Source organism: Rhodoferax sp. OV413 (assembly GCF_900104385.1).
In the GTDB taxonomy this organism is placed as follows: domain Bacteria; phylum Pseudomonadota; class Gammaproteobacteria; order Burkholderiales; family Burkholderiaceae_C; genus Rhodoferax_B.
In genome coordinates, this window is record NZ_FNJA01000003.1 from 1 (window position 1) to 13,471 (window position 13,471).

15 protein-coding genes are annotated in these 13,471 nt (G+C 63.8%); 5 read left to right on the plus strand and 10 right to left on the minus strand.

The window, feature by feature from the left end; genetic code table 11:
* The coding region (locus BLT66_RS11645) for an IS30 family transposase (RefSeq protein WP_143029210.1) at window positions 1-303 on the plus strand (303 nt) is incomplete at its 5' end.
* 190 nt (window positions 304-493) lie between these two features.
* Here the strand turns inward: BLT66_RS11645 and BLT66_RS11650 are convergent.
* The 9 genes from BLT66_RS11650 to BLT66_RS11690 form a co-directional block, all read right to left on the minus strand.
* Window positions 494-964, minus strand: coding sequence for a hypothetical protein (locus tag BLT66_RS11650; RefSeq protein WP_092757895.1), 471 nt, complete (start codon window positions 962-964; stop codon window positions 494-496).
* A 208-nt stretch (window positions 965-1,172) separates the two neighbouring features.
* On the minus strand, window positions 1,173-1,586 hold the full coding sequence (locus tag BLT66_RS11655) for a hypothetical protein (protein ID WP_092757896.1): 414 nt from the start codon (window positions 1,584-1,586) through the stop codon (window positions 1,173-1,175).
* A gap of 13 nt (window positions 1,587-1,599) precedes the next feature.
* Window positions 1,600-2,385, minus strand: coding sequence for a heme ABC transporter ATP-binding protein (locus BLT66_RS11660; protein ID WP_092757897.1), 786 nt, complete (start codon window positions 2,383-2,385; stop codon window positions 1,600-1,602).
* Window positions 2,382-3,428 carry a FecCD family ABC transporter permease gene (locus tag BLT66_RS11665; RefSeq protein WP_092757898.1) on the minus strand — a complete coding sequence of 349 codons (1,047 nt, stop codon included), beginning with the start codon at window positions 3,426-3,428 and terminating at the stop codon, window positions 2,382-2,384. Before BLT66_RS11665 ends, BLT66_RS11660 begins: the two co-directional genes overlap by 4 nt.
* Complete coding sequence (locus tag BLT66_RS11670) at window positions 3,425-4,291, minus strand: heme/hemin ABC transporter substrate-binding protein (protein ID WP_092758424.1); 867 nt, start codon at window positions 4,289-4,291, stop codon at window positions 3,425-3,427. Before BLT66_RS11670 ends, BLT66_RS11665 begins: the two co-directional genes overlap by 4 nt.
* 45 nt (window positions 4,292-4,336) lie before the next feature.
* Window positions 4,337-4,744: a VOC family protein gene (locus BLT66_RS11675; protein WP_092757899.1), complete on the minus strand. Its 408-nt coding sequence runs from the start codon at window positions 4,742-4,744 to the stop codon at window positions 4,337-4,339.
* A complete protein-coding gene (locus BLT66_RS11680) occupies window positions 4,741-5,838 on the minus strand; it encodes a hemin-degrading factor (protein ID WP_092757900.1) in 1,098 nt (365 codons plus the stop codon). The genes BLT66_RS11675 and BLT66_RS11680 overlap by 4 nt, the downstream gene beginning before the upstream one ends.
* Window positions 5,835-6,176 (minus strand): hypothetical protein, encoded by a 342-nt coding sequence (locus BLT66_RS11685; protein ID WP_092757901.1) that lies wholly within the window; start codon window positions 6,174-6,176, stop codon window positions 5,835-5,837. The genes BLT66_RS11680 and BLT66_RS11685 overlap by 4 nt, the downstream gene beginning before the upstream one ends.
* Window positions 6,177-6,204: 28 nt before the next feature.
* Entirely contained in the window at window positions 6,205-8,427 is a 2,223-nt protein-coding gene (locus BLT66_RS11690; protein ID WP_092757902.1) for a TonB-dependent hemoglobin/transferrin/lactoferrin family receptor, read from the minus strand.
* A 302-nt stretch (window positions 8,428-8,729) separates the two neighbouring features.
* On the opposite strand from BLT66_RS11690, the gene ahpC reads away from it, so the two are divergent.
* The 3 genes from ahpC to BLT66_RS11705 all read left to right on the plus strand — a co-directional run bounded on the left by ahpC (window position 8,730) and on the right by BLT66_RS11705 (window position 12,151).
* Window positions 8,730-9,293, plus strand: a complete 564-nt coding sequence (ahpC, locus tag BLT66_RS11695) for an alkyl hydroperoxide reductase subunit C (protein WP_092757903.1) — start codon at window positions 8,730-8,732, stop codon at window positions 9,291-9,293.
* A gap of 68 nt (window positions 9,294-9,361) precedes the next feature.
* A complete protein-coding gene (gene ahpF, locus BLT66_RS11700) occupies window positions 9,362-10,936 on the plus strand; it encodes an alkyl hydroperoxide reductase subunit F (RefSeq protein WP_092757904.1) in 1,575 nt (524 codons plus the stop codon).
* 231 nt (window positions 10,937-11,167) lie between these two features.
* A complete protein-coding gene (locus BLT66_RS11705) occupies window positions 11,168-12,151 on the plus strand; it encodes a GGDEF domain-containing protein (protein ID WP_092757905.1) in 984 nt (327 codons plus the stop codon).
* 12 nt (window positions 12,152-12,163) lie between these two features.
* Here BLT66_RS11705 and BLT66_RS11710 read toward each other — a convergent pair whose 3' ends face one another.
* On the minus strand, window positions 12,164-12,664 hold the full coding sequence (locus BLT66_RS11710) for a 3'-5' exonuclease (protein WP_092758425.1): 501 nt from the start codon (window positions 12,662-12,664) through the stop codon (window positions 12,164-12,166).
* A gap of 243 nt (window positions 12,665-12,907) precedes the next feature.
* Between BLT66_RS11710 and bfr the strand changes: the two genes are divergently transcribed.
* Entirely contained in the window at window positions 12,908-13,384 is a 477-nt protein-coding gene (gene bfr / locus BLT66_RS11715) for a bacterioferritin (protein ID WP_092757906.1), read from the plus strand.
* The last annotated feature ends 87 nt before the right edge of the window (window positions 13,385-13,471 follow it).

The following is a 13,471-nucleotide window of genomic DNA, read 5'->3' on the forward strand; positions in this document are numbered from 1 at the left end:
CAGGAACTGTACAAGTCATTGACCTGGGATCGAGGCAAGGAAATGGCAGCACACAAGCGCTTCACGATGGCTACCGACATCCAGGTCTTCTTCTGCGATCCGCAAAGCCCTTGGCAGCGTGGAAGCAATGAGAACACGAACGGGCTGCTCAGACAGTACATGCCGAAGGGCGTCGACATCTCTGGCTACTCACAGCTACAGCTCAACGCGATTGCGAGACAATTGAACCAGAGGCCACGCAAGACGCTTGGCTTCAAGACGCCCGCTGAGATGTTCAGCGAAACTGTTGCATCGACCGGTTGAATCCGCCGCCCACACCCGACTTTCACTATGCCCTAAAGCAGATGCTCGACCTGCTAATCGATGGTGCCGCTGCCCAGTTACATATTGCCACTCTACGCTGAATGACTTGAGTTCCATAGCTTCTTGCACTTGCATTCGACGCATTGCCAAGCACCCCAGCACCAACTGAGGTTTGCCCCGACGATTGGACTCAGCGAGGGAAGGGACGAATCGCGATGTCAGGCCCCTGCTGCACGCGCCGCACCATACCCGCAGGATCGAAGTACACCCAGAACCACATGTCCTCCGTGTCTCTCCAGCGGTAGGACCAGATATCGCCGGTCCACGACATCACGCCGTCCACCTTGGCGGGCGGGCCGAAGGCCCACAGGATGTCGGCCCGCGTGGTGCTGCCCGATAGGTCGACCTTGGCGAACTCGCTGGGTTGCAGCACCTCGCGCGACTGCACGACGCGGCCATTCGCGTCGAGGTCGACCATCACCACCGACTGCCCCATCGGTTGTCGCGAATACTGCAGCCGGTGTATGCCGTTGCGGTCCAGCTCGGCCGTGGGACGGCCCCAGGACGACAGGACTTCATCGCGGCTCATGCCGGGCGTGATGGCGCAGCCGGCCAGGGCGACCAGCAGCGATGAAAAAACAGCTAAAGCGAGACGGCGCATTGCAGCAATCCTTGAAGAACGGTGGGGGATATTTCTGCCTGACCAACCAAGTAGCGCGGGCACGGTTGGAGACTCTACCTTGCGAGAGTAAAGCGCTTGCGAAATAGCCGAATCACCCTGCGTGCCGCTGGGTTGAGGCAGACCAACGCTGACCACCGCCGCTGGCTCACTACATTTTTAATAGCTTCCAGCGCATATTCCACCTTCACTAGCGCGGTATTTCGACCTTAACTCCGTCCATGACGCAGCTTTTGCCGGTGCGCCGGCACTGGTCGTCGTCGCGCCAGTAGTTACCGTGGCTGACGCAGCCGGTCTGGCAGATCACGCGGTCGGCGGCGTCGGCGTGCGGCGCCAGGTCTTCAGCAGCTTCGGGCTCCAAGCGCGCCAGGCTTTCGCGCAGCCAGGCCAGTAGGGTGTCGCGCAGGATGGCGCGGCCGCGCAGGCGCACGATTTGGGCTTGCAAGGCGGCGATCTGCTGCGCATGGTCGCTGACCAGCACCGAAACCCGCGCCTGAGCGCCGGCCAGCATGCGCACCAGCGCCGCGTGTTCGCAGGCCACGTCGGACGGGGCCGGTGCAACCGGCTTGCGTATGAGGTGGATACGGGCTTCCTGGACCAACATCAGCGTCTCCTTTTCAGGCCATGAGTAATTGCAGGCTGCCATCGGCATCGCGCACCGGGTGCACGTCGACCTGCCAGATGCGGCGTACGGTGGCGGCGTCCAGCACCTGGGTTGGCGGACCGTCGGCCTGGACCCGGCCGTCCTGCAGCAGCAGCACCTGGTCGGCGTAGCGCAGCGCCAGGTTCAGGTCGTGCAGCACGGCCACCACGCCGACACCGTGCGCATGCGCCCAGCTGCGCGCGAGGCGCAGCACCGCGTGCTGGTGGTGCACGTCGAGCGCGGCCGTGGGTTCGTCCAGCAGCAGCCAGCGGCTCTGGCCAGGCACCGGCTCCCAGATCTGTGCCAGCACGCGGGCCAGCTGGGCGCGGGCCCGTTCGCCGCCGCTCAAGGTGTTGAGCACGCGTTGCGCCAGGGCCTGCACGCCGGTAGCCTGCATGGCGCGCTGCACGATCTCGGACTCCTGCGGACTGGGCTGCTGGCGGTGTGGGTAGCGGCCCAGCTCGACCACGTCCTGCACTGTGTAGTCAAAGGCCACCGACAGGTCTTGTGGCAGCAAGGCGCGGCGGCGCGCCATCAGCAGCGGCGGGCACGCATCCAAAGCCTGGCCATCGAGCAGCACCCTGCCTTGGCTGGGCTTGCGCTGGCCGCACAGCAGCGACAGCAAGCTGGACTTGCCCGCGCCGTTCGGCCCGAGGATGGCAGTGAACTGGCCGGCGGCAAAGCGCGCCGACACCGACTCCAGCAAGGTGGCGCCACCGACGCGGCAGGAGGTGGCCTGGGCTTCAAGATAAGCGCTCATACCCGGCCCTTGAACTGGCGCAACAGCAGCAAGAAGAACGGCACACCGACAAAGGCCGTCAGCACGCCCAGCGGCAGTTCGGCCGGCTGCACCACGGTGCGCGCCACGCTGTCGGCCAGCAGTACCAGGGCCGCGCCCAACATGGCCGAGCCCGGCAGCACGATGCGGTGGTCGGGCCCGGCGACCAGGCGCACGCAGTGCGGCGCCAGCAGGCCGACGAAGCCGATCATGCCGGTGGTGGCGGTGACCGCGCCGACAGCCAGCGCGGTGATGGCGATGGCGCGGCGCTTGGTGCGCTCCACGTCGACGCCCAGCAAGGCCGCTTGCGCTTCGCCCAATGCAATGGCATTTAGGGGTCTAGCGCAGGTAATACCTGCGCCAATAGCTATCAAAACAATAGTACACACCAGCAGCACCGCACTCCAGCGCGCGCCTCCCAGACTGCCCAGCAGCCAGAACTGGATGCTGCGCAACTGCTCGTCGCTGGCCAGAAAAGTCAGGTAGCCCAGGCCGGCCCCGGCCAGCGCGTTGATGGCCACGCCGGCCAGCAGCATCAGGCCGACGCGGGTGCCACCCTCGGACTGGGCCAGCAGGTAGATCAACACCGTCACCGCCAGGCTGCCGGCAAAAGCCATGGCCACCAGGGTCCAGCTGCCCAGGGTGCGCGGCAGGTCCGGGAAGTAGCGGCTGCCGAGCACGATGGTGATGCCAGCGGCCAGCGCCGCGCCGCTGCTGACGCCGATCAGGCCGGGGTCGGCCAGCGGGTTGCGGAACAGGCCTTGCATCAGCGCGCCGGCCATGCCCAGGCCCGCACCGGCCGCCAGGCCCAGCAGCAGGCGCGGCAGGCGGATGTTGAGAAACACCAGTTGCTCGGGCGAACCATCGAGCCCGCCGGAGGCCGCTGCCCACAGCGTCTTCAAAATATCGGCAAGGTCGATCGCATAGGCGCCGCGCGCGCTGGCGTTGAGCAGGCTCAGCAGCACCAGTGCGCCACTGAGCATCAACACCTGCGGCCCGGCGAGCCGACGGGTAGGTAGGTTCATGCGAGCACGATGCGCTGGTGTAGCGCACGCACGGTGGCCGGCATGCGCGGGCCAAAGCCCAGCAGCTCCAGCGCGTCCAGGTGCACCAAGGCCTTGGTCTTGAATGCCGGGGTCAGCGCCAGCTCGGGGCGGGACCAGAACTTATCGATGCCGCCCTGCGCATCTATGCCCTGGGTACTGGTCAGGATCAGATCCGGCGCGGCGGCGGCCATGGCTTCGGCGGTCATGGGCCGGTAGCCATTGAAACCAGCCATCACGTTTTGCGCACCGATGAAGCGCAGCATGGCGTCAGCCGCGGTCTTCTCACCCGCCACCTGCACGGTGGAGGAGTGCGACAGGATGAACAGCACTTTGGGCTTGCGGCCTTTGAACTGTGCAACCAGCTGCTGCGTCGCCGCCCAGTCGGCATCCAGCCTGACCTGCAGCGCGCGCGCCTGGGCTTCGCGGCCGGCGCCGCGGCCCACGGCCTGCAGCTTGCGCTGCACCTCGGCCCAGCTGTGGTCGGACGCGATCAAATCGACCTTGACGCCGGCGCTGCGCAGCTGGTCCATCACCACCGGCGGGCCGGCCTCGGTAGTGCCGATCACGGCATCGGGCTTCAGCGCCAGCAGGCCTTCAGCCGACAGGCTGCGCATATAGCCGACCTTGGGCGTGTTCTGCGCGGCCAGCGGGTACAGGCTGGTGGTGTCGGTGCCGACCAGTTGGGCTTCAGCGCCCAGGGCGTAGACGATTTCGGTAATGGCGCCGCCCACCGTCACCAGGCGCGGCAGCCTGGCCGTCTGCGCCTGGAGCACAACAGGCGCAAGCGTAGCGCTGGCGGCCCAGCTTAAAACGGCGCGGCGGCGCAGCAGGGGGAGTGTCATGGGCGGGGTCATCGGTTGGGAGAGATTCGGAAGGGAGATCGGGGTTCATGCGGCCGTGGTCCGCCCTACGGGCACGAAGCCGGGGATGTTCTGCGCAATGCGCCAGCAAACGCCGCTGGGGTCGGCAATCGCGAAGTCGCGCATGCCCCAGGGCTGGTCGACCAGCGGGGTGGGTGCACGCACGCCATAGCGGGTCGGCAGGTCCAGCTGCTGCACGTGGTCGAACCAGGCTTGTGCGTCCTCGACCTGCAGGTGCATCTGCAGGTTCTCGGCCAGGGCGGCCACATAGAAGTCCTGCAGCAAAAAGGCCGAGCGTCCGCCGAAGTGGAAATAGGCTACGCCGCCGCCCACCGAGGCCATGCTGAAGCCCAGGTCGCGGTAGAACTGCTGCGATACCGCAAAGTCGTGCGCGGGCACAAAGGCCTTGGTCTCTACCGTCGCCAGATTGCTCATGCGGGTACGGCCTCCAGCACCGGCAGTTGGGCCACCAGGTCGCGCCAGCTTTGCAGCTCGGGCTGGCCGGGCTTGCGCGCGCCAAAGAACATGGCCATCAGCTCGCCCGCCTGGTCGAAGGCTTCGACCGAGGTGACCACGCCGTCGGCCGTGGGCTTTTCGACCCGCCAGACATGGGAGATAGCGTCTTCGCACAGGTGCAGGTTGAAGCTGGGGTCGATCACGTTCAGCCACTGCACGCCGCGGATGTCCATGGGCTCGATGCGCTTGACTGGGCCGGTATGGATCTGGATGCAGCCACGGCTGCCGACGAACACCATGATCGGCACGCCATCGAAGGACGCGGAGTGCAGCACATCGCGCAGCGCGCTGGGTGCCAGGCGCTGGGTGAAGCGGCCCTGCATGAGGCGCAGGCTTTGCTGGCGCTCGACCTCGAACTGTTTGAGCAGGCCGAAGAATTCGTGCGTGTCCCGCATCGCGGCCCAGGCTTGGCCCAGACCATCGGCATTGATCTGTGCATCGGGCAAAGGTGCCACCGGGGCTGGGGCCGGTGTGAACACCGCATCGCAGGTCGATGCGGTGAAGCGCTGCACCACGGCCTCAAAGGCCGCGCGGTCGGTCGCGTCGCGCTGGAAGATCTTGTGCACAGCCTTGCCATGCGCGTCGAAGAACTGCAGGCTGACGTTCGGCCGGTTCTGCGGGTTGGCGGCCAGCTCGGTGACCGCAAAGCCCGCATGCCACTGGCTGAAGAACAGGCGCAGATCGATGTCTTCGCCCAGCGCCAGGCCCATGTGGCCGTTCGGCCCCATGGCCGAGAGCTTGCGGTAAACGCCGGTTTTTTCGTGCACCGTGCTTTCGTTGCGGGTCAGGGCCAGCAGCGGGCCGCAGGGCTCAAGGGCCTGCAGCAAGGCGATCCACGGGCCGGCCAGAGGCACGGCCTTGGGCGGGTAGCTGTGCTCGCCACAGTGCGCGGCCACGGCCGCGCCTTCACTGCTGCCAATGGACTCGGCCGCATCCTTGGCGCGCTTGCCGCTGGCGCGGGCTGCGGCAAAGGCTTCGCGCAGCGCGGCGGGTTCCCAGACGCGGTCGCTCATTGCAGCACCTCATGGGTTTTGTGCCACAGGCTGGCATTGGGCGGATCGGAGGGCGGCAGCATCTCGGCGGCGCCGTCCAGCCGCAGCTGCTGCAGCCAGCGGGTATGCAGGTTCCAGAGCATGGTTTTGAAGTCGGGCGACAGCATGGGGTGTTGCGACAGGCTGACCAGTTGCTGGACGATCTTCTGCGCCATCAGCGTGCGGTGGTCATCGCAGCAGCCCTGCACATAGCCGGTCATCAAGGCCAGCGAGCTGGCCAGCAGCGCCTCGGCGCAGGGCATGGCGTATTCCTCGTCCTGGCAGGCGTCGGTAGCCGGGTCTTGGCGGGGGTGGTTCATCACACTCTCCTTTGGAAATCGGTTGGGGTTAAAACTCTGCGACCAGCGAAACCTTGAGGCTGCGGCCGGGCTGGCTGAAGGCGTCGATCACCGCCACCTGGGCGGCGGTGGCGCTGCGCACATCGCTCCAGTTCCAGTACTTCTTGTCGGTCAGGTTGGTTACGGCCACATTCAGGCGCAGGTCTTTCTGGATGCGCCACTGGCCACCAAGGTCCAGCGTGGTGGCTGCTGGAGTCACAAACAAGGCGGCATTGGTGTCGCCCTGCTTCTTGGCCGCGTGGTGGGCCAGGTCCAGGCGCAAGTCCCAGGCGCCGGTGGCGTACTGCATGCCCAGGCGCAGCTTGGCGGGGTCGATAGAGTCCAGTGGCTTGCCGGTATCGCTATCTTTGCCGCGCGCCATGCCGTAGGTGAAGGGCGTGGTCAGCTGCCCGCCGGCCACGCGGCCCCAGTCCCAGTTGCCCTTGACTTCAAAACCGCTGATGCGCGCGTTGCCGACGTTGATCGACTGGAACACGGTGGGGTTGGCGGCGGTGCCGGCACCGCCGACCTGGACCGAGTCTTCGATCAGATCCTTGAAGCGGCCGGTGAAGGCGGCCACATCCAGGGTGAGCGCATCGACGCGGCCGCGGGTGCCGATCTCGAAGTTCTGGCTTTTCTCGGGCTTGAGATTCGGGTTGGGAATGGTCTTGTAGAACTGGGTGACGTTCTCGAAGAAGGCGTTCACCTGGCCGGCATTCGGCGCCCGGAAGCCCGAGGCGATATTGCCGAACACGCTCCATTGCGGACTGGTGCGGTACAACAGGCCCAGCTTGGGCGACACGGCCGAGTCCGACATGGACACCGCCGTGCCGCTGAAGCCGTCCTGGCTGGCATCGATGCTGAAGCGGTCCAGGCGCACACCGGGGGTGATGCTCCAGTTGCCGTGCATCACCTCGTCTTGCAGGTACAGCGCGGCACTGCTCTCCACCGTGTCCGGGAAGCGCTTGAGCGGGAAGGTCTCGCCCGCGGGCGGCGTCACGCCGGTTTGCAGGGTTTTCACCGTGGAGCGCACATAGTCCACGCCGTAGGTGAGCTTGTGCGCGGTGTCCGAGCCCAGGCGCAAGGTCTTGTTGGCCTGCAGACCGAGCTGCCAGGTGTTCTCGTCGTAACTGGTGTCGCGCGCCCGGTCAGCCGCGGTGTTGCGGTCTTCGGTGGCGGCTTCGCGGGAGGCAGCAGCCTGGTAGCTGAGCACGGTTTGCAGGCTGTCGGCCCAGGCCGCGCCCAGCTGGTAGCGCGCGTCCCAGGTCAGGCGGTCGCGCTGCATATCGGTGTTGGCGGTGGAGGCCAGTACCGAGGTCGACGCGGTAGCAGCGGCGGCCACGGCCGACAGCAGGTTGTAGTCGGCCTTCTTTTCGACGTGTTCGAAAGTCAGCACATGCTTCTGGTCGGCATTCGGGCGCAACACCAGCTTGCCCAGCAGCGAGTTGCCGTGGTCGGTCTCGGGATTCGGCTTGGTGCGGTTCAGGTTGGGGGCATCGTTGGTCCCCATGTTCTTCAAACCGTCGGAACGGCTGGCGTTCACGCCGATCAGCCATTCGGCCACCTCATTGGCACGGCCGGCCAGGGTGGCGCCCAGGCCCACGCCGTTGTCGTCACTGCTGGCCGAGGCACTGACCCGGCCGCCAAAGGTCTTGCTGGCCGTCAAGAAGTCCGACGGTTCATAGGTGATGAAGTTGACCAGGCCGGCCACGCCGTCCGAGCCGTACAGCACCGAGGCCGGGCCGCGCACCACCTCCACCCGCTTGACCAGGCCGATATCGAAGTAGTCGCGGCCAAAGGCGTTGGCGCTGAAGACATAGCTGCGCGGCATGCGGATGCCGTCGGTGAGCAGCAACACGCGGTTGCCATCCAGGCCGCGGATGTTGAAGCCCGCATTGCCGTCGCGCCCGGTATTGCCCGACGCCATGCCGAAGCGCGCCGGCGCCCGCTTGACCGACACGTTCGGCAGGTCTTTGGCCAGGTCGCGGATGTCGTGGATTTGCTGGCTCTCGATATCCTGGCTGCGGATCACATCGATGCTCATCGGCAGCTCGTCAGGGTCTTGCTCGGAGCGCGAGCCGCTGACCACCACCTCGCGCAGGCTGCCGACGGCAGCCACCTGGACAGTTTGGGCCTGTACCGACAAGACCGAGCCGAAAGCCAGGCCGATCAGCCAGGTGAGTTCGCGTACAGCGAAAAACGAAGGGGAACAAGAAGAGGAAGGGAGCGCCACAGTGGAACCTGACAACAGTTGAAAAAGGTCAACGGCTGGCTGGTGGCGGGCGCAGAGGGCTGGTTTTAAGGGCCTGCGCCAGCCCGGGTGGCTAGCTGGAATAGAAGCGAACTATATGCGAATAATTCTCATTTGTCAAAATCCTTGACACAACTTGTGACATACAGATTGCTACCGTGGCTATCGAATGAATACAAATTTTCTATCGATTGTAATTAATTAATAGCTTATCATGCAGTCTGGTAGCCAGCGCATTCCGCACCTAGCCACCTGCAAGTTACTAACTTCCATAGGAAACCACCATGTCTTTGATCAATACCCAAGTCCAGCCTTTCAAGACCGAAGCCTTTCACAACGGCAAGTTCGTTACCGTGAGCGATGAGACGCTGAAGGGCAAATGGTCTGTGCTGATCTTCATGCCGGCCGCCTTCACCTTCAACTGCCCTACCGAAATCGAAGACGCTGCTGAAAACTATGGCGAATTCCAGAAGATGGGTGCCGAGGTTTACATCGTCACCACCGACACCCATTTCTCGCACAAGGTGTGGCACGAAACCTCGCCCGCCGTCGGCAAGGCCAAGTTCCCACTGGTGGGCGACCCTACCCACACGCTGACCAACGCTTTCGGCGTGCACATCCCTGAAGAAGGCCTGGCACTGCGCGGCACCTTCATCATCAACCCAGAGCTGGTGATCAAGACGGCTGAAATCCATTCCAACGAAATCGCCCGCGACGTCAAGGAAACCGTGCGCAAGTTGAAGGCTGCCCAGTACACCGCCGCCCACCCCGGTGAAGTTTGCCCTGCCAAGTGGAATGAAGGCGCTGCTACCCTGACCCCTTCTTTGGACCTGGTCGGCAAGATCTAAATCTGCGCAATTGACTAAACCCGCCGCCGGCTCACGAGGCTGGCGGCAGTATTGACTGAAAGAAAAGTATGTTGGACGACAACCTCAAAGCACAACTGAAAAGCTACCTGGAACGGGTCACAAAGCCGTTCGAGATCACAGCTTCGCTGGACGACAGCAAAGGCGCTGTCGAAATGCGCGGCCTGCTGGAGGACATCATCGCGTTGTCCGACAAGATCACCCTGAAGACCGACGGCACGGACGCACGCAAGCCTTCGTTCAGCCTGAACCGCATCGGCAGCGATATGAGCCTGCGCTTTGCGGCCGTTCCCATGGGCCATGAATTCACCTCGCTGGTGCTGGCCCTACTGTGGACCGGCGGCCACCCGCCCAAGGTCGAACCCGGTGTGATTGAGAGCATCCAGGCATTGGACGGCGACTTCAATTTCGAGGTCTACATGTCCCTCAGCTGCCACAACTGCCCCGACGTGGTGCAGGCGCTGACGCTGATGTCGGTGTTCAACCCCAAAATCAAGACGGTCATCGTCGACGGCGCGCTGTACCAGGACGAGGTCAACGCCCGCGAAATCATGGCCGTGCCCAGCATCTACCTGAACGGCAGCCATTTCGGCTCGGGCCGTATGACGGTGGAAGAAATCGTTACCAAACTCGACACCGGCGCTGCCGACAAAGATGCGGCCCGTCTCTCGGCCAAGGAAGCCTTTGACGTGCTGGTCATCGGTGGTGGCCCCGCAGGCGCCGCAGCAGCTGTGTATGCAGCGCGCAAAGGCATCCGCACCGGCATTGCCGCCGAGCGCTTTGGCGGCCAGGTGAATGACACGCTGGCGATCGAGAACTTCATCTCCGTGCTGGAAACCGACGGCCCCAAATTCGCCATGGGCCTGGACGCGCACGTGAAAGCCTACGGCGTGGACGTGATGAACCTGCAACGCGGCGACAAGCTGATCCCGGCTACCGCACCCGGCGGCCTGGTTGAGGTGCAGCTGGCCAACGGCGGTTCGCTGAAGTCCCAAACCGTGATCATCACCACCGGCGCGCGCTGGCGCAATGTCAACGTGCCCGGCGAACAGGAATACAAGAACAAGGGCGTGGCCTACTGCCCGCATTGCGATGGCCCGCTGTTCAAGGGCAAGCGCGTGGCGGTGATTGGCGGCGGCAACTCGGGTGTCGAAGCGGCCATCGACCTGGCCGGACTGGTGGCGCATGTGACCCTGATCGAATTTGGCGATGCCCTGCGTGCCGATGCGGTGCTGGTCAAGAAGCTGCAAAGCCTGCCCAACGTGACCATCCACATGTCGGCGCAAACCACCGAGCTGACCGGTGACGGCAACAAGCTGAACGGCCTGACCTACACCGACCGCACCAGCGGCCAGAGCCACCACATCGAACTGGAAGGCTGCTTCGTGCAGATCGGCCTGGTGCCCAACACCGAATGGCTCAAGGGCACGCTGGAACTCAGCAAGCACGGCGAGATCATCGTGGACAACCGGGGCCAGACCTCGTTGCCCGGTGTGTTCGCCGCCGGTGACGCGACGACCGTGCCCTTCAAGCAGATCATCATCGCCGCAGGCGATGGTGCCAAGGCAGCGCTGGGTGCGTTTGACCACCTGATCCGCTCGGCACCGGCAGCAGTCGCTGCCTGATTTCGGAGGGAGGCGTTTGCCTGGCAGCGAGTAATCGCTGACCAGGCATTCCTACGCCACCCCATAGCCGCTAGCCGCGGCTGCTCCTGCTGATGTGGTGCTAGGCACGCATCCAACGTATGACGCCTTGTATCATCGACCAGTGGCGCCTGCCGTATTCCCAATGGGCGCTTTTTACCCGCCGCCGCACCTCGATGGCGGGTAGATACTCACTGTTCGGAGGTGGAGAGCATGTCGGTTCCAAACTCGGTCGTCGATTACGAAAACATGTTCGAATGGGCGCCGGTCTCTTTGTGGCTGGAAGACTACAGCGCCATCAAGCAGCTGTTCGAAGGCTGGCGCGCGCAAGGAGTGGTCGATCTGCGGGCCCACTTCCGCCAATTCCCCGATCTGCTTGTGCAATGCTCACGCAGCCTGCAGGTGATACGGGTCAACCGCCAGACCTTGCTGCTGCTGGCAGCCCAAAGCCAGGCAGAGCTGGTAACCCGGCTGCCGGAGATATTTGGCCCTGACACCATGGTGGCCCTGACGGCCGAACTCGATTACCTGTGGCAGGGCTGTCTGCATTTTTCCAAAGAAACCGTCAACTACGCGCTGGACGGCCGACGCATCCACGCCGAGATCCATGTGCGGGTGCTGCCCGGCTACGAGGACACCTGGGAGCGCGTGATGGTGACGTTTGACGACATCACCGCCCGCAAGGAAATTGCCGCCAACCTTGAATACGTCAGCACCCATGATGCGCTCACTGGCCTGTACAACCGGGCGTTCTACGCCGCCGAACTGGAGCGGGTGGCACAGCATGGCCTGTGGCCGCTGTGCGTGGTAACCATGGACCTCAACGGCCTGAAACGCATCAACGACGCGCATGGCCATGCAGCGGGCGACGCCGTGCTGAAGCGGGTGGGCGAGGTGCTGCGCCAGGCCCGCACCGACGCCAGTTGGTCCATGGTGCGCACTGGCGGCGACGAGTTTGTGGCCTTGCTGCCAGGCTGCAATGAAACCATGGCTCAAACGCTGATCACCCGGATCGAGTCGCTGGTCGCCGCATCCAATGCATCACAGCCCGGCCATGCGCTCAGCCTGTCCATGGGCATGGCGTCGTGCGATGCCACCGGGCAAGTCGACGAAACCCTGCACCAGGCCGACCAACGGATGTTCGCCGCCAAGACCCTGTTCTATGAAATGGCGCACCTGGAGCGGCGCCGGTTCTAGCTGGGGACGACCTCAGCGCTGCTCCATCAGCCGCTGCAAGGTGCGCTGCAGCAGCCGGGCATCGTTGCTGGCACGGTGCCGCTGTTCGCCCAGTTCTTCGCCCACCTGCTGCTTGAGGTCGTGCCAGCGGTCAGCCTCGTCTTCGCGCAGCAGCGAGCGCAGGTTTTCCAGCTTGAAATAAGGGCTCAGCTCGGCCACCTCGTACAGCGCGCTGATCCAGGTGAAATCGTTGGCCCAGCCGTCGGAATACACGGTTTGGCCGCGCAACTGGGTATTGAGCAAATGGGCCACCTCTACTGCAGACCGGCCTTTGTCCACCACCAACCCGCGTGGAATGCGGTGCAAGAGCTCTGCCTCCGGGTCCCAGTGGGTCCATTCGGGCTCTGGGCGGATCAGGGTGCAAAAGCTCTTGCCATCGGACAACACGCAGCCCACTTCAATCGGATAGCTGCTGCGCCCAAAGCCCGACGCTTCAATGTCGAGCACGGCGGGCATGGGGGTGGTCAAAAGCATTTGCACGATTGTGCCGGCCAAGTAGGCCGGGTCAATGTGTGTTTCCCTCATTTCTATGAAATTGCTGCACGCAGAGGCGCGCCCTGTTAGCGGTGCATACAGGGCTTGCGAATGCCTATCACGCGTGTTCGCACTCTGACCGAAAACCTGGGGGCATAGACCATTCTTTTTTGATTTAGCGCAAAGCCTCGCCGACAATGCACGCCGAAGCAATCTTGCCAACACATACAAAGGACGGCCACCATGAAGGGCGACCCACAAGTCATCGCGCATCTGCAAGCGCAACTCAAGAACGAACTCACCGCCATCAACCAGTACTTTCTGCACTACCGCATGTACAAGCACTGGGGCTTGGACAAGCTGGCGAAGAAAGAATACGAAGAATCCATCGGCGAGATGAAGCACGCCGACAAGCTGATGGACCGCATCTTCATGCTGGACGGTCTGCCCAATCTGCAAGACCTGGCCAAAATCCTGGTCGGCGAAGACGTGCCCGAATGCCTGGCCTGCGACCTGAAGGCCGAATACGGCGCGCAAGCCACCATCAAGGACGGCATCGCCTACTGCGAAACCGTGCGCGACTACGTGTCCCGCGACCTGCTGCAAGGCATTCTGGACGACACCGAAGAGCACATCGACTTCCTGGAAACCCAGATCGACCTGGTCGGCAAAGTCGGTATCCAGAACTATCTGCAAAGCCAGATGGGCGAACTCGGCTAAACGCTGCCAGGCTCATCCGCATAGCGGGCCGGTGCAAACCGGTCCGCTATTTTTTTGGTAGCTGCTAGCGCAGGATCTACCTGCGCT